General features: G+C 63.7%; 19 protein-coding genes. 2 read left to right on the top strand and 17 right to left on the bottom strand.

All coding sequences use genetic code 11. The annotated features are described in order from the left end of the window. Nucleotides 1-2 precede the first annotated feature (2 nt). The 11 genes from E4191_RS11070 to E4191_RS11020 form a co-directional block, all read right to left on the bottom strand. Nucleotides 3-587, bottom strand: coding sequence for a phage baseplate assembly protein V (locus tag E4191_RS11070; RefSeq protein WP_135313454.1), 585 nt, complete (start codon nt 585-587; stop codon nt 3-5). After that, on the bottom strand, nt 584-1726 hold the full coding sequence (locus tag E4191_RS11065) for a phage late control D family protein (RefSeq protein ID WP_135313453.1): 1143 nt from the start codon (nt 1724-1726) through the stop codon (nt 584-586). Before E4191_RS11065 ends, E4191_RS11070 begins: the two co-directional genes overlap by 4 nt. Then, nucleotides 1723-2415: a CIS tube protein gene (locus E4191_RS11060; RefSeq protein WP_135313452.1), complete on the bottom strand. Its 693-nt coding sequence runs from the start codon at nt 2413-2415 to the stop codon at nt 1723-1725. Before E4191_RS11060 ends, E4191_RS11065 begins: the two co-directional genes overlap by 4 nt. After that, on the bottom strand, nt 2415-2609 hold the full coding sequence (locus tag E4191_RS11055; protein WP_135313451.1) for a hypothetical protein: 195 nt from the start codon (nt 2607-2609) through the stop codon (nt 2415-2417). The genes E4191_RS11060 and E4191_RS11055 overlap by 1 nt, the downstream gene beginning before the upstream one ends. Next, nucleotides 2606-3103, bottom strand: coding sequence for a phage tail protein (locus E4191_RS11050; protein ID WP_135313450.1), 498 nt, complete (start codon nt 3101-3103; stop codon nt 2606-2608). The genes E4191_RS11055 and E4191_RS11050 overlap by 4 nt, the downstream gene beginning before the upstream one ends. Continuing rightward, nucleotides 3100-4650 (bottom strand): phage tail sheath subtilisin-like domain-containing protein, encoded by a 1551-nt coding sequence (locus E4191_RS11045; RefSeq protein WP_135313449.1) that lies wholly within the window; start codon nt 4648-4650, stop codon nt 3100-3102. The genes E4191_RS11050 and E4191_RS11045 overlap by 4 nt, the downstream gene beginning before the upstream one ends. Nucleotide 4651: 1 nt before the next feature. Further along, nucleotides 4652-5107 carry a phage tail protein gene (locus tag E4191_RS11040; RefSeq protein WP_135313448.1) on the bottom strand — a complete coding sequence of 152 codons (456 nt, stop codon included), beginning with the start codon at nt 5105-5107 and terminating at the stop codon, nt 4652-4654. 12 nt (nt 5108-5119) lie between these two features. Further along, nucleotides 5120-6748 (bottom strand): phage tail sheath family protein, encoded by a 1629-nt coding sequence (locus tag E4191_RS11035; RefSeq protein ID WP_135313447.1) that lies wholly within the window; start codon nt 6746-6748, stop codon nt 5120-5122. Between the two features lie 38 nt (nt 6749-6786). Continuing rightward, nucleotides 6787-7440, bottom strand: a complete 654-nt coding sequence (locus tag E4191_RS11030; RefSeq protein WP_135313446.1) for a carboxypeptidase-like regulatory domain-containing protein — start codon at nt 7438-7440, stop codon at nt 6787-6789. Then, on the bottom strand, nt 7437-8036 hold the full coding sequence (locus tag E4191_RS11025) for a DUF4255 domain-containing protein (protein WP_176562702.1): 600 nt from the start codon (nt 8034-8036) through the stop codon (nt 7437-7439). The genes E4191_RS11030 and E4191_RS11025 overlap by 4 nt, the downstream gene beginning before the upstream one ends. 248 nt (nt 8037-8284) lie before the next feature. Next, complete coding sequence (locus E4191_RS11020; RefSeq protein ID WP_176562701.1) at nt 8285-9433, bottom strand: RNA polymerase factor sigma-54; 1149 nt, start codon at nt 9431-9433, stop codon at nt 8285-8287. 497 nt (nt 9434-9930) lie between these two features. On the opposite strand from E4191_RS11020, the gene E4191_RS11015 reads away from it, so the two are divergent. After that, nucleotides 9931-10756 (top strand): IS5 family transposase gene (locus E4191_RS11015; protein WP_135313443.1). Its coding sequence is split into 2 segments (ribosomal slippage): nt 9931-10152 and nt 10154-10756, totalling 825 coding nucleotides; the frame shifts between segments, so codons are not numbered across the junction. 380 nt (nt 10757-11136) lie between these two features. On the opposite strand, the gene E4191_RS24850 is transcribed toward E4191_RS11015, so the two are convergent. Beyond that, entirely contained in the window at nt 11137-11628 is a 492-nt protein-coding gene (locus E4191_RS24850; RefSeq protein ID WP_176562700.1) for an HGGxSTG domain-containing protein, read from the bottom strand. Between the two features lie 277 nt (nt 11629-11905). Here E4191_RS24850 and E4191_RS11000 point away from each other — a divergent pair, with 277 nt between their 5' ends. Further along, nucleotides 11906-13177 (top strand): IS256 family transposase, encoded by a 1272-nt coding sequence (locus E4191_RS11000; RefSeq protein WP_135312179.1) that lies wholly within the window; start codon nt 11906-11908, stop codon nt 13175-13177. A 70-nt stretch (nt 13178-13247) separates the two neighbouring features. Here E4191_RS11000 and E4191_RS10995 read toward each other — a convergent pair whose 3' ends face one another. From E4191_RS10995 to E4191_RS10975, 5 genes are all read right to left on the bottom strand, one after another. After that, nucleotides 13248-13862, bottom strand: a complete 615-nt coding sequence (locus E4191_RS10995) for a hypothetical protein (RefSeq protein WP_135313442.1) — start codon at nt 13860-13862, stop codon at nt 13248-13250. Then, the gene (locus E4191_RS10990) at nt 13852-14604 is read right to left on the bottom strand and encodes a helix-turn-helix domain-containing protein (RefSeq protein ID WP_135313441.1); all 753 of its coding nucleotides are present in this window, start codon (nt 14602-14604) and stop codon (nt 13852-13854) included. Before E4191_RS10990 ends, E4191_RS10995 begins: the two co-directional genes overlap by 11 nt. 196 nt (nt 14605-14800) lie before the next feature. After that, entirely contained in the window at nt 14801-14995 is a 195-nt protein-coding gene (locus E4191_RS10985; RefSeq protein ID WP_135313440.1) for a helix-turn-helix transcriptional regulator, read from the bottom strand. A 104-nt stretch (nt 14996-15099) separates the two neighbouring features. Then, nucleotides 15100-15975 (bottom strand): hypothetical protein, encoded by an 876-nt coding sequence (locus E4191_RS10980; RefSeq protein WP_135313439.1) that lies wholly within the window; start codon nt 15973-15975, stop codon nt 15100-15102. After that, on the bottom strand, nt 15972-17267 hold the full coding sequence (locus E4191_RS10975; protein WP_228461257.1) for a tyrosine-type recombinase/integrase: 1296 nt from the start codon (nt 17265-17267) through the stop codon (nt 15972-15974). Before E4191_RS10975 ends, E4191_RS10980 begins: the two co-directional genes overlap by 4 nt. Nucleotides 17268-17302 lie beyond the last annotated feature (35 nt).

Genomic DNA, 17302 nt, shown 5'->3' with positions numbered 1-17302 from the left:
CCTCAGTTCAGGTTGATCGTGCTTCCCGATAGGCTGACTGCGCCTGCGGCCTTGATCGTCAGCGACCCGCCCGCGTTTATGGTGATGTCGGAACCCGCCTCTAGCGTGAGATTGCTACTGGCCTTTACCGTCACGCTGTTGGACTCACTGTCGATTACCACCGAATTCCTGCCGGTCAGATCGACAAGCTCGATCCGCTGGCCTTTCTTGTCCTCCATCAGAAGGTAATGTCCGCCCTTGGTGCGAAAGATCTTCGGGTCTTCGCTGTCGGTGCGCCCCGCCTTCGGCTTGCGCTTCTTGGCGTAGATCGACCCAAGCACGACAGGCCGAGAAAGCTGGCCCTTCATGAAGGCCACAACGACCTGATCGCCCTGCTCGGGAAGCCAGACCGTTCCGTAGCCGTCCCCCGCATAGACCTGCGCCACGAGGGCGAAGCGGGTCTCGTAGGTGTCCGAGATCCAGGGCAGCAGCACCGTGATCCGGCCACGGTTCTCGGGGTCCACCACGTTCTCGGCGACGCCGGGATAGAGGCCATAGAAGGTTTCGGTGCATTCGCCGAATTCGCTGGAATAGGATTGTGCGGTCATGAGTTGGCCCCCTCGTCGTAAGATTTTCGCACCTCGAACCGCGTGCCGTACCCGCCCGAGCCGATCTCGTGCTCGACCTTCTTGACGTAATAGGTGCCGCTGAACCGGTCGCCGAGGCCCGCGATGGTCATGGTGTCGCCCGGTCGCAGATCTGGCAGGCCGATGATCTCGCCCTTGCCGGTGATGAACTCATAGGCGCGCTCGCGCAAAAGTGCGCGGGCCAGCGCGTCCGCCTCGGCCTGGGTGGTCACTGCGGCGCCGATCACCACATCCTCGCGCCCGCCCACCGCAGTCTCAGCATTGCCGGCACCGGTGTTGCCGCCCGCCGCGTCCGCGATGTCGGCTTGGGTCGCGGTGGCGACGATGGGTTCCATCTCTTCCTCGTTCCAGCCGCGCACGGTGACCTGCGCGACTTGGCTCGACATGGTCAGCGTCGGGCTGAACGACTTGAGCGACTCGCCCCAGACGAAGGCATGGTTGCGCGCCCGCCCTCCCGCCCGCTCGTCGCGCGGGGCGCCGAAACGCAGCTTCGCGGCACCGCTGTCGGGATCTGTATAGATGAAGCAGTCGCTGTCGGTCCGGCGCGCGCGCTGGGTCAGGAATTGGGCATCATCAAGGTCGCCCTGGATCACCTCGTCGTGCTCGGCCCCGCCATCATCGACATCCGCCTCCAGCCCGTTGCGCGTGGCGATGGCGCGCGCGATCTCGGGGTCAGTCATTCCCCGAAACTGGCGCTGCTCGCCCTCGGCGGGGCGGCGGTCCTTCAGAAGCTGCATGTTGTCCAGAACACCGACCGACAGTGTGGAGGACCCGGTCGAAGGGAACTGCGGCGTCAGGCTGTTGATCCTGCCTTCGAGCATCGACAGGATCCGGTCCGCATAGCCCATCTTCACATGGACCCGGTTGCCGACATAGATTCCGGACTGGTCGGAATACTTGAACCACACGCGGCGGTCGTCCCAGTTGTTCAGCTCGATCTCGGCGCTGGTCATGTTTTCCAGATCCATCACGACCTTGAGCGACAGCACGTCGCCCTTCGATTCAGGATCCAGCGGTTCGCCCTCGATCTCGACCTGGAAGTCGGGGGCATAGTGGCCGGTGGGCGGCAGGCCGTTGATGGTGGTGGCGAAAAAGCTCATGCCTGCCCCCGTCCCCGGCTGATGCGCGGGACCAGAAGCAGGGCGCCTGGAACCAGCCGGCGCGGGTCGCGGATGCCGTTGGAGCGGGCGATGTCGCGCCAGCGCGCCGGATCCTGGTAGACGCCCGAGGCGATCTGGTCGAGCCGGTCGCCGCGCCTGAGCGTCACGCTCTTCTCGACATCGGGCGAATTGCGCGGCCGCTCGGCGATCTGGACCTCGACCGGACGATAGGCGGTCAGTGTCAGGCTGACCTCGGCGCGCATCGGGATGCCCTTCGGCGTGAACAGGACGTAAGAGACCGACATGTCCGACACCACGCCCTGGAAGATTTCGGTCTCCCAGACGAATTGGACGATCGGCGGGGCGTGCAGTTCGGAATTGATCCGCATCAGGTTCGCGACCTTATCGACATATTCCTCACGGACGTTCTTCTGACTGTCGGAGGTGTCGAACAGGGCGTCGAAGCGAAGCGTCTCGTTGCCGCCGCGGATGTACTGGATCGGCGGCGTCTCGAGCCCCGGGATCTCGATCTCGGAAAAGGTGTTGGCCTTCTGAAGCTGGTAGCTCGTCGGATTGAACTTCAACGGGATTTCCGGTTCGTCGACCTCGGGCACGACGATCTTCAGAATCGCCTTCTCGAAGTCGCCACCAACCGACAGGAAGGGTATCTGCGGCGGGTTCAGGTCCATCAGTGCCTCCCACCGCGCGGGTTCAGCGACCGGTCGCGCGCCAGTGTGGCACTCTGTTCGGTTCGCTGCGCCAGACGTTCGTCGCGCAGGCGGTTGAACTTGTCGAACAGGAGGGCGAAGGCGCGTTCGCCGGCATCAGCGTCGCCCTCGACTGTCACGGTGATGGTCAGCTTGTCGATCTGGATCATGGTCATGCAAACCCCAGCAGCGCGGGTCCGGGCACCGCCTTGATGCCCTGATGCGCGATTTCGATACTTTCGATGGCAAGGCCGTCCTGGCCGGCGTTGAAGTCGGGGCCGCTCCAGCGCGCGGCGAGACCGCCGGTGAAGGTCCAGATCATCGTGGGTATACCCTGCGGGGTCTGCATGATGATCGCGCCGTCACGCCGCGCGCCAAGCGACCCGAACAGACCCGCCTCGTACCAGGCGAAGAGGATCGGGTCGCGGGCGATGCCCTTCGATAGCGTGATCCGCCCCCAGCTGTGGCGGACCGGAAGCTGGTGCACATAATCGTTCCGCCCGCCTTCGGGATAGCCGGTCACTTCCAGTTCGCCGCCAAGTCCGGTGCAGGACTGGAAGGCACCTGGCGCCAGTTCCAGCGCGGTCGCGATCAGCTCGCGCGGAACGAACGCATCGAACGGATCGAGTGTCACGAGAAACCGAAAGGCATTCTGGACATCGTCGCTCATGGCTCGATGAACTCCACGGTTCCGTCGGCGCTCAGCCCAACCCGGAAATGGATGAATTCCATCGGTGTCGCTGGCGCGATGGCGATCTCGCAGAACAACTGTCCCGCCTCGCGCGTCTGGGGCGTATTGACCGTATCGTCGACGATGACGCGAAAGGCCTCGTCGGGGCGGTTGCCCTTCAGCACGTTGGCATGGAATGCCTCCAACAGCAGCGTCGTCGCCGAACGCGCGATGGCAAAGCGCTGCGCGTCGTCATTCGGCTCGAACACCATCGGCGCCCAGGTGCGGCGCAGCGCCCGCACGATCCGGTGGACAAGACGGCGATGTGCGACGAAGCGGGTGCGGGCGTCGTCGCTGCGCGTCATGCGCCCGCCCCAGACCACGATGCCGCGCGCCGACTGGCAGCGCAGCGCGTTCAGTCCTATGCTCGACAGCGCGTCCTGATCTGCCGGCTCGAACCGGCGTGCCAGATCGACGGCCTCACTCAGCGAGGTGTTGGCAGGCGTCACATAGGCGCCCTGCGTCCGGTCGAGGCGGCTGATCGCACCCGCCACATGCCCCGACGGCGGCAGCCTGCGCAGCGGCGCGGCCAGCGAGCCGACCGGGTCGCGCATGTCGATCCAGGGGTGATAGGTGGCAACCGTCCGGTGTACCGCCGGATCACCGCCGAATCGCTCAATCCAGGCCGTGGCGTCCGCCGCGGTTCCGATCGCCTCGGGCGCATCCGCCACCACCATCCGGTCTAGCAGCGGATCGACCATCCGCGCGGCGGCAAGAAGCACCGCCGCCGCATCATCCGGTCCAACATGCCGGTGCAGATCGGGAAGCACGATTAGCGCCGGTTCGGGTTCTTCCAGCGCGTGTTCGAGAGCTGTGGCATAGTCCGCGCGCGCCGGCGCTGCGCCGTCGATCCCACCGGACAACGCCACCGGCCCCCAGATCCGGACGCGCGGTCCAGCGCCCGCCGCCGGTGGCAGCGGTGCCGCCCCCACCTCAGGATCGATCCGGATCAGCGCCGACCGCTCCGCCACCGTCACCGACAGCGCCGCAGGGTCGATCCCGACCAGTTGTTCGACAATCCGGCCGCCGTCATGCACGTCGATGTCGATGACGCCCGCGCCATTCGACAGCACGCGGAAGCGGGGGCGCACGCTCACCGCCCCGCCCCATGCGCCCGGCGTCGCAGCACTGACCCGAAACGCTTCCTGCCCCAGCCGTTCGGGCGCAAAGCCACCGTCACCTAAGACCGCCCACAGTCCACTCGCCGGCCGCGCCCCCGGCGCCAACCGCAGCACCCAGGCGATCTGTCCGCCATTCTCGAAATATCCCTTCAGCGCGTGCCCCGTGAACGAGTCCGCCGTCATGCCGCCGAACACGCTCTCATAGGTCCGCCAGCCCTCGATCCGCACAGGCATGTCCACCGGCCCGCGCGGTGCCGTGCCAAGGGCCAGCGCGATATCGGTGCGCAGGGGGGCCAGTTCCGACGGCCGCCGCGCTTCGAAAGTGACGCGGGGCAGGCCGCCCGGGGGAAGTGGACGCAGGACCATCTTACTGATCGATCTCCAGGCCCTCGTGGCAAAGCTCGAGGGTTTCCATGGCGATCTCGTTGTTGGCGGCGTTGAAGCCTGGACCGGTATACTTGCAGGGCCAGGCCCGGCGGAAGTTCCAGCGCATGACCTCGCCCCGGTTCTCGTCGAGCAGGATCACCGATCCGTCCGCTCGGATGATCGACCCCTGAACGCCGGCCAGGACCCAGTTCCAGAAGATCAGGTCGCCGGTCGCGCCGCGCTTGCAGGTGATGTTGGTGTACTTGGCCAGCCCCGGCATCTTGCGCGGCGTGATCGCCTCGCTGCCGTTGCGGTATTCGATCGGGCTCAGCTCGAACTCAAGCCCTCCGATCTCGGTGAACGATCCGCCGACGGCCTCGCCGTCGTTCGAGATCCCGTTCACCGTGAGCAGGAAGTTGTACGACGAGTAGGGGTCGTTTCGCTGGATGGTCGGCATGGGAGCGTCTCCTTACTCGGTCGAGGTGTTGAGCTGGATGCGGAAGATCACGAATTCGGCCGGTTTCACCGGGGCGACCCCGATGTGGCAGATCAGCCGTCCCGCATCGATATCCGCTTGGGTCATGGTGGTGCGGTCGCACTTGACGAAGAAGGCCTCGTTCTCCTTCTGGCCCTGCAGGGCGCCGCTGCGCCAGGTCAGCAGAAGGAAGTTGCGCACGCTCTGGCGCACCCGCGCCCAGAGCGGCTCGTCATTCGGCTCGAACACGACCCATTGCGTGCCTTCCTCGATTGATTCTTCGATATAAAGAAGCAAGCGGCGGACGTTGACATAGCGCCAGGTCGGATCGGACGACATCGTGCGCCCGCCATAGACCCGGATGCCCCGCCGGTCGGCGCGGAAGTCGCGGATCACGTTGACGCTTCGCGGGTTCAGGATGTCCTGCTCGCCCTTGCCGAAGGTGAATTCCAGCGGCCGCCGCGTGGCGTTGATGTTCGACGTCACCATGCCGCGCACCACCTCGTTGGCGGGCGCCTTGTGCACCCCGCGCTCCACATCGACGCGGGCATAGATCCCCGCCACATGGCCGACGGGTGGCACCAGGTGGGTTCCGGAGGTGCGCGGATCGAAGACCCGGATCCAGGGCGCGTAGAACGCGGCGTATGAACTGTCCCGCGGCGGGCGCAGGCCCGCGATGTTGCCCTGCCCGGCGGCCACGCTGACGACGGCGAAACGGTCCTTCAGGATCTCGCACTGGTTGATCACGTTGTTGCGCAGCGCGTCGCGGTCGGCGATGTTCGGCAGCGCCGTGGCGTTGACGTGGTCGGGCGCAGCAAGGATCGAGATCTCGTCGATATCGGCCAGTCCGGCCAGTCCCGTACGGGTGCCCGCGGGCGCCGCAACATTGCCCGCGAAAGCGCCCGCGCCAAGCGGTGCGACACCATCAATGCCCCGCAGGCTGGTGAGTTGCACGAAACCGGTGTCGTTCGGGCGCGCTGACGGCTGGGTCAGGTCGGTCCAGCCGAGATCAATCAACTTGGAGCGTGCGTTGATGTAGTCGATGAAAAAATCCTGCTCGTCAGGGTGCCAGCCCACATTCTCGAACTGTTCGACCACGGTGGGCTCGCGCCGGTTCGGATCGGCGATATTGGCATTGTCCAGCGGATCAACGAACGGCAGCGGCGGCATCGTCGCGTAGTAAAGCACCGTCACCGTGATCGGCGGGCGCGGCGGCGGATTGGCTGGATCGAAATTGGTGCCGGCGGCGATTCGCAGGAAGATGCGGTCACCCCATGCGCCCTCGGCCTGCGCGCTGATCAGTACGGTCTGGCCCGCGCCCGCGGTCGGATGATCCAGCGCCGCGATCGTGGCGTCGTTGCGGATCACCCGGGCCACGAACATCCGCAGGCCGGCATTGTCGAAAAATCCCTTCACCGCCCAGGGCAGGAAGCTTTCGGCCGGGTCGATCAGGCCGCCGAACCAGGCCACGTAGTCGCCCCATCCAGTCACAAGCCGGGGCTGTGTCGGGCCGCGCTCGGTCAGCCCGGCAAACCCCGCGGTGCTGGTCGAAACCCCTTCGATCGGCACCGGGCCGCTCGGGATTTCCTCCATGTAGACGCCTGGGGCGAGATATTCTGGCATGTCGGCCTCCTTGGCTATCGACGCGTTTGGCGTCCCTTTCAGGTCACAGTGATGTCGTGGTTGCCGGTAAGATCGGCGGGAAGGTTAAAGATCTGCGCAGCAACCTGGCCACTGCGCAGATGCGCCACGTTGACGTTCGCGGTGGCGGTCTGCCAGCGCAGCGGCAGGGTGAAGGCGCCGCGTTCATCGGTGATCACCCGCTCGACGCCATCAGCCTCGACCGTGGCATCGGCCAGGGGCGCGCCGCCGGGGTCCAGTACCCGGCCATGGATCCGCCGCACATGGCCACCAAAGGGATAGCCCGTCGTCGGCAGCATCAAGACCACCTCGGGCACCAGCGGCGACACCAGCGGCGGGACCGTGTCGTTATAGGTCGGCACGTCGAACTCGATACCGTCATCGGTGGTGCCGAAGGCAGGCCGGTAATATTCCGCCTCGATCCGCACGCGGATGCGAAAGCCCGGCAATGCCGCCGGATCAAACATCCGGCCAAGCCCGGTATAAAGGAACACGCCGGCCGAATTGCGCGCTGGCTGAAGGTTGGTCGGGGCCCAGTCTGACCCGATCTGCCGGTCGAGCCTGAGGCCGATCGGGCCGAACGCGCCGCGCCCGGTGAATTCGTCTCGCAGATCAAGCGCCACCGGGCAGAAGGTGACGCGCCGTGCGGCGGATATGATGCGCCACTGGGTCATTCGCCCACCGGAACGGCCTGATCGAAGTTCCGGCTGCGCACCAGATCGGTCGGCACGTCGATGGTCGGTTCGACATTGGCAACCCGGATCTGATAGCAGATCGACAACCGGTAGGGCTTCTGGATGGCGTGCCAGACCCGCGTTCGTTCTTCCAGGCTGAGCGGGTCGAGCGTCGCGGCAAGCGTGTCCGAGGACCCGACCAGACCGGCCGGCGCCGCCGCGCCGCGCAGGTCGGGACCCGAAAAGATCGAATTGTCATAGATCGTCTGCATCGCCCGGCCCAGCATCTGTTGCTCGGTCAGACGGTCCCCGGCATAGGGCACGATCATGTAGCGCAGGATCAGCGTCATCAACGGCTTGCGCAGCACGCGCCCCCCAGCGGTAACGGCGCGCTGCATCGGCCGATTCCGGGTGGAGGCGTCTTCTGTCACCTCATAAAGCAGCACCGCCAGCGTCGCCGGATTTGTCGAGATCACGCCTTGCAGGTCGTGCAGGATTACCTGCGGGGCAGGCGCCGGAAACAAGGATCCGAGCGCCGTGTCGAGCACGTTGATCAATGTAAGCGAGACGTCGCTGATGACACCGGAACCGGCCATGACCATCCTATACTCGCGCCAGAAATGGCGCCTGACCCTATAAATGCAAGAATCTGTCCAGTTTCGGCGGGACTTGGAAAATCAATCGCTTAGCCTGTAGTCCGGTCCCATTTTCGAAAAAGCACGTAAAGCACGAGACAATTTCGTCACGCCTGGGCGGGCGCCCGCGCCGCTTTTGTCCACCGGATCAAAGGCATGGATGCGGGAGGAAAACATCCCCCCGAGACCGCGCGCGGGCCCCGCGCGTTTCAGGCAGGCCGTCGCGGGCCGGTCCTGCGCCGCACCGCCCGCGCCGGGATGCCAAGATGTTCCCGGTGCCGCGCCACGCTGCGCTGGGCGACGGCGATGCCGTCGGCGGCAAGGCGGTCGGCAATGGCGGCATCGCTCAGCGGTCGCGCGCATGGCTCGGCTGCGATGATCGACCCGATGCGCGCCCTGAGCGCGCTAACCGAACAGCCGCCTCCCGAAACCGGCCGCGAAAACAGGCTGGCGAGGCCGATGACGCCCCTTGGCGTCTGCATGGTCATCGCCTGCGCCACCCGCGATACTGTGCTTTCATGCACGCCCGCCATCCCGGCGATCTCGGCCCGGACCAGCGGCGCGGGATCGGGAACCTCCATCTTCAGATAGGCGGACTGCCTGCGCACTAGCGCGCGTCCAACCGCCAGAAGCGTGCTGTTCCGACGAGCCACCGCGCGTGCGAGCGACCGCGCCTCCTGCGCGGCCCGGCGCAGGGTGAGAGGCGCGTCGTCATCGCAGCCAAGAGCCTCGATGTCGGGCAGGGTCGCCGCGTTGAGTTCCACCAGCCAGCCCTGCTTTGTCCCATGCCCGATCCTCGTGGCCACGAAATCAGGTGCACGCAGGAGTGATTGGTCCGCCGCCGCGAAACTGGCCCCGGGCTTTGGGTCCAGCGTCCGAAGCGCCGCGAGTGCGGCGTCGACCGCTTTAATTGACAGGCCGCTCGCCTCGGCCAGTGCAGAGATCCCGCCGTCGGCTATCGCTCCGAGCGATCGAAGTACAGCCGCCACTTCATCCGTCAGCAGACCGCGATCGCGGGCCTGAAGCTCAAGGCACTCCGCCAGAGACCGGGCGAACAGTCCCGAAGGTGCGATCTGCTGAAGGCGTCTGAGCACGGCTTCGGTCCGAGCCGTCGGGACGCCTGCGCGCGTCGCCACCTCCTCTATCGTCGCATCGAGCCAGCCGGAAGGGGCGAGCGCCTCGAGAAAAGCCTGCGCGATCCGCCACTCGTCAGGGGTGAGGGCGAGAAAGCCAATTTCGGTCAACACATGCGCGTGAAGCCCGGACGGCATGGCCGCCAAGGTCTCAGGGTCGGCCCCCGCGCCTGCGAGACGCAGAAACGGGTTGCCGCGCGCAGCCTTGGCCAGATCCGCCGCCAAGTCCGCGTTCCTAAGGCTCAGAAGGCCAATGGCCTGCACCAGCTCAGGCCCAATTCGGAGCGTTGCTCTTGGCGTGATTTCGAATCGCGGACAGATTGCCATAAGTTGCTCTCCTACCTGCACTGTAGTCGCCCGAGGATACACCTTTGGGTCTTCACTCGTCCAACTGCGCGCCCTGTGTTTCATCGGGCCGGATGGCGCACGGGAAACGCACGTCGAGACTTGTTCCTTTCGCCTTGAAGATCCGCGGAAAATGAAAGTGACAAGATCGACGCCATGCGCGAACTGCTTTGTGCCCATCATCCGGATAACGGCCGGAGCATCCGGCGATCTCGAATGTCGAAGACGTGACCGCAAAAGGAAGGTGGTCTGGGCGACCTGTGAGCGGTTCTTCAGGTGAATAAGGGGTCCTTGGCCTTAGAGGCTGATCCGAAACTGGTTGGGTGAATTCGCCCGGTTATGATTCTGTTCGGTTGTGAAGCTGAACGGAGATCCCGATGGCCTGGACCGCACTCACCCGGAAGCGATATGAGCGCAGCGGTGGCAGATACGCAAGCGATGCGAGCGATGCTGAGTGGGCGCTGATCGCGCCTCTGCTGCCTGCTCCAAGGCGGGTCGGCCGTCCCCGGACAACCGCTCTGCGCGACGTTTTCGATGCGATCCTGTCTATTGCGACCACCGGGTGCCAGTGGCGGATGTTGCCCAACGACTTCCCCCCGGGTCTCAACAGTGCGGCGTTATTTCTACGACTGGCGCAACAACGGACTGCTCCATGAAATGAACCGCCATCTCGTTGCGGCAGCACGTCGGGCCGAAGGCCGGGCGGCCCACCCGTCGGCGGGCGTGATCGACAGTCAAAGCGTGAAAACCACAGAGAGTGGAGGGGTTAGAGGGTATGACGCCGCCAAGCGCATCAACGGGCGCAAGCGCCACATCGTCACCGATACCATCGGCCTTCTGGTCGGGCTTGCCGTTCATGGTGCCAACATTCAGGACCGAGACGGCGCGCCAGATCTGCTGAAATCGATTTCCACTGCCTATCCGTTGCTGCGTCATGTGTTCGCCGATGGCGGCTACGCCGAGCCAAAGCTGAACGGGGCTCTGGAAAAGATCGGGCGCTGGACCTTGCAGATCGTCAAACGCTCCGACACGGCCCAAGGCTTTGAGGTCATCCCGCGCCGATGGGTGATCGAGCGCACGCTCGCATGGCTCGGACGGTGCGGCCGGATGGCAAAGGACTGGGAGAAAACCATCGCCAGCGCCGAAGCTTGGCTTCTCATCGCCCACATCAGGCGCGTCACCCGACTGTTGGCAAGGCCATGACATCGCTCAGCGAGTTTGGAATCAGACTCTTAGTCGATACACGGACTTTCGCCGCAATCCAGTGCCGATCCATTCGGAACCGGCGCCACCTTCGCTGCGCAACCCTCAGTCTAATGTGGTTTATGCTAACCTGGGGCGGGTGCCGTTATGCAGAAGAGGCGGCACCTCCGGCGTCACGCAAATTTTGTAGCGTGGCCGCGGGTCCTGCGCTGTATCATGTTTTAATGTTCTCGCTCTCGGAGACTGGGCGAAGTCGTATAGCCCTATCTGTCAATGTAGCGCTAGGTTGGAAGGTAATTTGGCCGGCAGCTAACACCCCGTGAAGGGGGCGGTGTTCACAAGGAATAGTAACGGACTGATTACGGTTTTGCCCGGCAGCCTTATTCGCCCCGTTTCAATCTCCATTTGGCCCAGCGCCTGCGTTGAGCCTCCGCAATTCGGGCTTTGCCTTCGGCGGTTCTGGCTCCGGTCGACTTCCCGCCGTGAAACTTGCAGCGACGCTTACCGGGTTCTGATTTCATCCGGCAGGCTGTGCCCTTGCGGGTCTTAGCCCCACAGCGGACCCGGCGATGGGCTCTGACAGTCTCAATCTGCGCTTCAACCGCCTGCATCAGGGCCAGCCTCAGTGCATCTTGACGTGCCATCTCTTGTGCCCGCCGGTCTGCCAAGGCCGTTCTGAGTGGAGTCGCCACTTGCGCATCGGGCAAGGGAAGAACCTCAGCCATGCGTTCCACCGCCCAAGCATGGCGCTCCACTTGTGCCTTGCACTCCCAATAGCTGACGGCGTGGCGGCCGATCCCAACGCGCTGAGCCAGTTTGATTTGCGACAGCCCAGCAGCTTTACGCATCGCTGCCAATTCGGCTCCAGTCATACTGCATCTCCCGAGGTAGGCGCCAACATCGCTGGTATCATTCACTTCGCAAACGCCGCGGGCCTTTGCCCTACATGATACCGCAGATTTCCGGCGCTTAGGGTTCTGTACCCGAGGGTGGTTCGTTGTGCTGCTTGGGCCCCTCGGGCCATGAACTACCGCCGACTTCTGAAGAGGGCGGCGAGCTATGGCCGATTTTGGGTGATGGGGTCTGAGAAGGCGGCGTATCGTGGTGGGTGTCAAAGCCTGCCAGAACCTCCCGAAGGAGCGATACGCCTTGGAAGATGATATCACGATCACCCCGCTTCACCAGCCCGGATCTGTCGTTGATCCACTCACCGAGATTGCACGCGACGGCGCCCGGCAGATGCTGGCAGCGGCACTCAGGGCTGAGGCCGCGAGTTTTGTCGCGCAGTTTGCTGAGGAGCGCCTGCCCGATGGCAGGCAGCGCGTTGTCCACCACGGCACCGGCCCTGAGCGGAACATCCAGACCGGGATCGGCCCTATCCCGGTGCAGAGACAGAAGGTGCGCGACCGGGCAGCTGATGCGCCGCCGGAGGACAAGATCCGGTTCAATTCGCGCATTCTTCCGAAGTGGGCGCGCCGTTCGCCTAGCCTTGATGCTCTGCTTCCGGTCCTCTACTTGCGCGGCGTCTCGACTGGAGACTTCCAGGAGGCTCTGAGCGCGCTGGTCGGTCCGGATGCGCCCAACCTGTCGCCAGGAGCGATCTCGCGGCTCACGGGCGAGTGGCAAGCAGAACATGACCGCTGGCAACGCCGAAACCTCTCGGCCCGGCGCTACGTCTATGTCTGGGCCGACGGCGTGTATCTGCAGGCCCGGATGGAGCCGCAGGCCGAGTGCATGCTGGTGATCATCGGGGCGACGCCGGAAGGGAAGAAGGAGCTGCTGGGGTTCCAGGTTGGGGTCCGCGAGAGCGCGCAGAGCTGGCATGAACTGCTGGTCGACCTCAGGGCCCGCGGCCTCTCGGCGCCACCGGACCTCGCGGTCGGAGATGGTGCCCTTGGCTTCTGGAAGGCGCTGGATGAGATCTTCCCCGACACGCGCCACCAACGCTGTTGGACCCACAAGGTGTCCAACGTCCTGAACAAGCTTCCGAAGTCGATGCACCCGGCGGTGAAGACTGACCTGCGGGAGATCTGGCAAGCCGCGACCCGCGCGGCGGCAGAGACCGCCGTCAATACCTTCGTCGAGAAGTATGGCGTGAAATACGAGAAAGCCGTCGCCTGCCTGACCAAGGATCGAGAGGCACTGCTGGCCTTCTACGACTTCCCGGCCGCTCACTGGGACCACCTGCGCACGTCCAACCCGATCGAGAGCGTCTTCGCGACCGTCCGCCATCGCACCGTCCGAACCAAAGGCGCGTTGTCTCAGAAGACAGCGAAGCTGATGGTGTTCAAGCTGGTTCAGGCCGCAGCGAAGAAATGGCGACGACTGAAGGGCGCAAACCAGTTGCCTCTCGTCGTCGAAGGCGTCAAGTTCACTGACGGTGTCGCCGAGCAGGACGCCAACGAAAGCCGCGCCGCTTGATCAGGCCGCGTCACCCAAAATCCCGCATAGCTCGAGGGCGGCTGGTCCGCCCCCACAGAACTTTCGGCCACTATTCGTCGCCCCTCGTGCGAAACGGAGCATAGCTATCTTGTGCAGCTTTCGCATCCGCTTCCTGCGCAGCCTCATCGGCCGCCAGCTTGGCCTTCATGCCTTTCAGAACTTCGTTTACCAAATGAGCTGCTTCCGCCTTTCGAGCCGCCGCCTCTCCGTCCGTCGGCACAGCCGTCTGCTCCGTGGGGAGTGACCTTGCGCCCAATTCCCGTTCATGCGCTTCCTGCTCCGCCCGCTCCAGTGCAGCCAGCACCGCGAGGCGCGGTTTCATCAGCTCGTCGCATACGTCCTTCAGTTCCGCCCAGCTGGGGAAGAAGCGCCACGTGCGCCTCAAGAGCGCTTCACGCACTACATCAGCGGGATAAGCCGAAAGCCGCGTCAGATAAGCCTGCATCCGCAGATCGTCTTCGATGGAGGAAGACACCTTGCGCGGTGCAATGAGATCAAGCTCCACAAGCCAGACCTCCATCCGATCATTGGTTGCAGGAGTAGCTGCGTCCTCCAAGCGCTTGCGCATTGCCGCGATGGCTTCCGGCGTTCCGCTGACAGCGGCGACGATATCACCGGTCGGCTCGTAACCGATGAAGACACCGTTCTCGTGTTTAGCCCTCATGTCCCTGTTCACCCGCAGCGTGACGCCGCAGTGCTGCGCCAGCGAAGCCAGAGGGTTGCTCACGTTCGCGAGCTTGTTGGCGGCGGGGCGGATAGCCGGAGTTGCAGGCATTCTTCTGCTCCTTGAAATACCAATGGGGTTTGATGGACTGCCATCCACGCTCTTCGGCCATGCCGAGGGCATCGTCGGGGTCACCACCCTGATTGGATATGCGGGTGAGGCTTGAAGCGAGGCGACGTGCAGCTGTCGCAGTCAGAGGCTTCTTCATATGAGCCCTGTAAGCGATGAAGCTGCGGGCTGCCTCAGGCGATGCCACCTCCGCCAGAATGCCAGCCGGCGTTGTGACTGCGATCACATCTGACGGTTCAATGGTGGTTCCTGATGGTTTGGGTGCATCTGCTGCGGGGTTTGCGCGCATCTGCTGCGGGGTTCGGGGTGCATCTGCTGCGGGGTGCATGTGCTGCGGGGGTGCATCTGCTGCGGGGTTCGGATAGACCACGTAGACGTTGGCATTCCTCCTTCCGGCGCCGAGGATCTTCTTGAGATAGCCTCGGTCGCTGAGCTTCTTGATGTTGCTTTGGACGCTCCTCTCACCGAGACCAGTGCGCTTGCAGAGGCGATGGATCGACGGATAGCAGCGTCCGCTATCATCAGCGTGATCCGCTAAAGCGAGCATTATCAGCCGCTCGGTCGGTCCCAGCGTCTCACTGTCAAAGACTTTGTTCATCAGACGGATGCTCATTTCTCGCCTCGTGCGCCATCACCGCCTGGAACGGGCGGTACGGTATGCATTGTTCTAAGGGGATGCGTGCTTGGACGCCCCGAGGCTCGTCCGCTGATCGCCCATGTGCTGGCGCCAGGGCAAAGAGCGTGAGGCAACATGGACCGCCACGCTGCAGGCTGAGGGTGTTACTCCACCCTGCCGCGAGCAGTATCGGTTACGCGGCCGCGCCTTTGACAGCCTTCTGCAGCTCCCAGGCCTCGAGTTCGGACAGCTTCCAGCGGGTGCAGCCCTTCGTCAGGGAGACCGGCTTGGGGAATTGCGGGTCGGTCTTGACCCAGCGCCAGGGGGTCGAGCGATGGACCCCGTAGCGCGACGCGAGCTGCGTGTCGGAAAGGTAGATATCGGCCATGCGGTGCACTCCAAGGATTTGCTGTTGAAGCGAGTGCGCTCCGACAGATTGCTGTTGGAGCAAACATGCCTGTGAAGACGCACAATTGCGTCTCCAAGGATCGGCTATTTTCGTGAAAGCTGGGTACGCGCCTGAGAACATGCTCGAAGCGCGTGAGCCGCCGATACAGGCCTGCCGTTTTTTCCAAATATTCCCAGTGACTTAACAATGTCCTCAAGAAATCGGCCAAATGGCCCGGGGACGTGGTTTTTTTCGAACAACGGCGCTGCGGTCTCCAGGTATCGGTTCCATGTTGCGCCGCTATCACCGGCCGTCTCCTCCGACCCCATGGTGATCGCAGCGGGAGATTTGCCTTCGCTCTCCGCCCATTTCTCGATTGCCCAGACGGTTCTGCAGGCGTCGGCTACCGCAGCAGCACGCCAGTTTCTTCCTTTCCCTGGACGCGGCCGCCTGCGAACATCATCAAAAGTGCGCTTCGTCGAGCCGTGCAAAAGCTGGATATTATCGGTTGCCCTACCGCTGCTCGCTGCTGCACCACCTGATTTGAGGATTGCGGTGACTAACAGGGGCCACGACACTCTCATCTCGGCCGAGGGCGACAAATCGTTCAGGGCCTTCTGAGCCTCGTTCAGGGCGCGGGCCAACCGCTCCAAGGGTTCCGCATCAAAGGACGCGTCGAACCACCCTTCGCCTTGATAACTTGCGAGAAGCAGCAGCCTTGCGTGGGTCTGGCTATGTCTGGTGATCGTGGTTCCAGTCTCGCCTCCGGTAGCTACATGGACCTGCGTCCTGAAAAAGGCAGCGTTGCCGCCGTTGTCCTCTGCTTCGGGAGGGGGAGTGTTTTCGGCGTCGGTGCGGGCCCGGTCTGAGCTTAAAGGGTCCCTCTCTGTTCCCATGTCTGACCACCCCAACTCGCGCGCTGAACTGGGAAGATGTTTTTCGATAACGAGTGCCAGAGCGTCAGCTAGTTCTCCCCTCATTCGGCTGCCTGTGAAAGTCTGTGGAGGTGAAGGACACTGCTGGTAAGAAAGTCGTGCCATGCCGCCATCATCGTTCGGCGCTTCTCGATCATCTTGCCACGTCGATAAGAGGCTTCCGTTGCATTGTTGATCTTGTGAGCCAGCGCGATCTCAGCCATGTCTCCGGCAAAATCGGTACGTTCCGCCACCCAGTCGCGAAAGGTGCTGCGTAGCCCGTGTGGCACTGCCGGACGCTTGTTGACCCGATCCAGAAACCCTCGCCCACCGGCATCTAGGTCCGCCTGATGCAGGCGTTTCATGGTCGCGCTCAGCGTCATGTCCGACATCTCGCCCCCGCGAGGCGCAGGAAAGATCAACTCTTCATCTTCGAAGCGGGGGAGGCTTCTCAAGAGCGCAACGGCCCCTGGAGGCAGCGGTACTCGATGCTCGCGATCCATCTTCATGCGCACGGCAGGCACGATCCAAAGAGCTGTTGCAAAATCGATCTCCTCCCAGCGAGCTCCCCGAACCTCTTGCGACCGCGCTGCCGTCAGCGCGGCAAATTGCAATGCTCGGGTGCCCATGCCGTCGCGTTTGCACAAGGCTGCGAACCAGCGAGGCGCGTCATCGATTTGCAGGGCAGGGTGATTGCCCTCTTTCGCAACTTTGGAAGGAGCGGGCAGCAACTCCTTGAGGTTTCCCGCCCAGCGGGCAGGATTTTCGCCGGTTCGGTGTCCGGCAACGGTTGCCCAGGAGAACACCGCCTCGATGCGTCCACGAAGGCGGGAGGCAGTCTCGGTTTTGCTTTGCCAGATCGGCTCCAGCACCCGTAGAACGTCCTGGACCGCAATCTCCTGAACGAGCATGCGGCCGAGTTCTGGCAGCGCATAGGTCCCGAGGGTGTTGCGCCACTGCTGGCGGTGTTTCGGGTTTCTGAAAGCGTCAAGCTTTGCCGCGAGATATCTCTCGACAGCCTCTTCGAAAAAAAGTCCCCGGCGTTGTGCTACTTCGAGTGCGGATCGCATCGCCTTGCGCTCTTCGATGGGATCGATCCCACGCCGGATCTTGTCTTTTGCTTCCCGCGCACGGTCACGCGCCATTCCCAGTGTGACATCCGGGAAGCCGCCGAGACCAATCTCTCGACGCTTGGTACCAACCTGCACCCGCAACAGCCAAGTGCGTCCACCGCTCGGCGTGATCTGCAGCAACAGGCCAGAGACGCCACCGACGGCAAAGGTTGCGTTGCGTCCCTTGCCAGGGTGCTCTAGGCGCTTAACCTCCAGAGCCGACATTTCCTTTGCAACACGCGGCAACTGTCACTCCCCATTGTACCCGCCAACCATTTTGC

The sequence above is a fragment of the Paracoccus liaowanqingii genome, assembly GCF_004683865.2.
In the GTDB taxonomy this organism is placed as follows: Bacteria; Pseudomonadota; Alphaproteobacteria; order Rhodobacterales; family Rhodobacteraceae; genus Paracoccus; species Paracoccus liaowanqingii.
This window is presented reverse-complemented; position numbering and strand designations above follow the sequence as displayed.

Coding starts and splice junctions, on each gene's coding strand:
- E4191_RS11070 (WP_135313454.1), bottom strand. CDS start 587: ATGACCGCACAATCCTATTCCAGCGAATTCGGCGAATGCACCGAAACC.
- E4191_RS11065 (WP_135313453.1), bottom strand. CDS start 1,726: ATGAGCTTTTTCGCCACCACCATCAACGGCCTGCCGCCCACCGGCCAC.
- E4191_RS11060 (WP_135313452.1), bottom strand. CDS start 2,415: ATGGACCTGAACCCGCCGCAGATACCCTTCCTGTCGGTTGGTGGCGAC.
- E4191_RS11055 (WP_135313451.1), bottom strand. CDS start 2,609: ATGACCATGATCCAGATCGACAAGCTGACCATCACCGTGACAGTCGAG.
- E4191_RS11050 (WP_135313450.1), bottom strand. CDS start 3,103: ATGAGCGACGATGTCCAGAATGCCTTTCGGTTTCTCGTGACACTCGAT.
- E4191_RS11045 (WP_135313449.1), bottom strand. CDS start 4,650: ATGGTCCTGCGTCCACTTCCCCCGGGCGGCCTGCCCCGCGTCACTTTC.
- E4191_RS11040 (WP_135313448.1), bottom strand. CDS start 5,107: ATGCCGACCATCCAGCGAAACGACCCCTACTCGTCGTACAACTTCCTG.
- E4191_RS11035 (WP_135313447.1), bottom strand. CDS start 6,748: ATGCCAGAATATCTCGCCCCAGGCGTCTACATGGAGGAAATCCCGAGC.
- E4191_RS11030 (WP_135313446.1), bottom strand. CDS start 7,440: ATGACCCAGTGGCGCATCATATCCGCCGCACGGCGCGTCACCTTCTGC.
- E4191_RS11025 (WP_176562702.1), bottom strand. CDS start 8,036: ATGGCCGGTTCCGGTGTCATCAGCGACGTCTCGCTTACATTGATCAAC.
- E4191_RS24850 (WP_176562700.1), bottom strand. CDS start 11,628: ATGACTGGAGCCGAATTGGCAGCGATGCGTAAAGCTGCTGGGCTGTCG.
- E4191_RS10995 (WP_135313442.1), bottom strand. CDS start 13,862: ATGAGGGCTAAACACGAGAACGGTGTCTTCATCGGTTACGAGCCGACC.
- E4191_RS10990 (WP_135313441.1), bottom strand. CDS start 14,604: ATGAGCATCCGTCTGATGAACAAAGTCTTTGACAGTGAGACGCTGGGA.
- E4191_RS10985 (WP_135313440.1), bottom strand. CDS start 14,995: ATGGCCGATATCTACCTTTCCGACACGCAGCTCGCGTCGCGCTACGGG.
- E4191_RS10980 (WP_135313439.1), bottom strand. CDS start 15,975: ATGAGGGGAGAACTAGCTGACGCTCTGGCACTCGTTATCGAAAAACAT.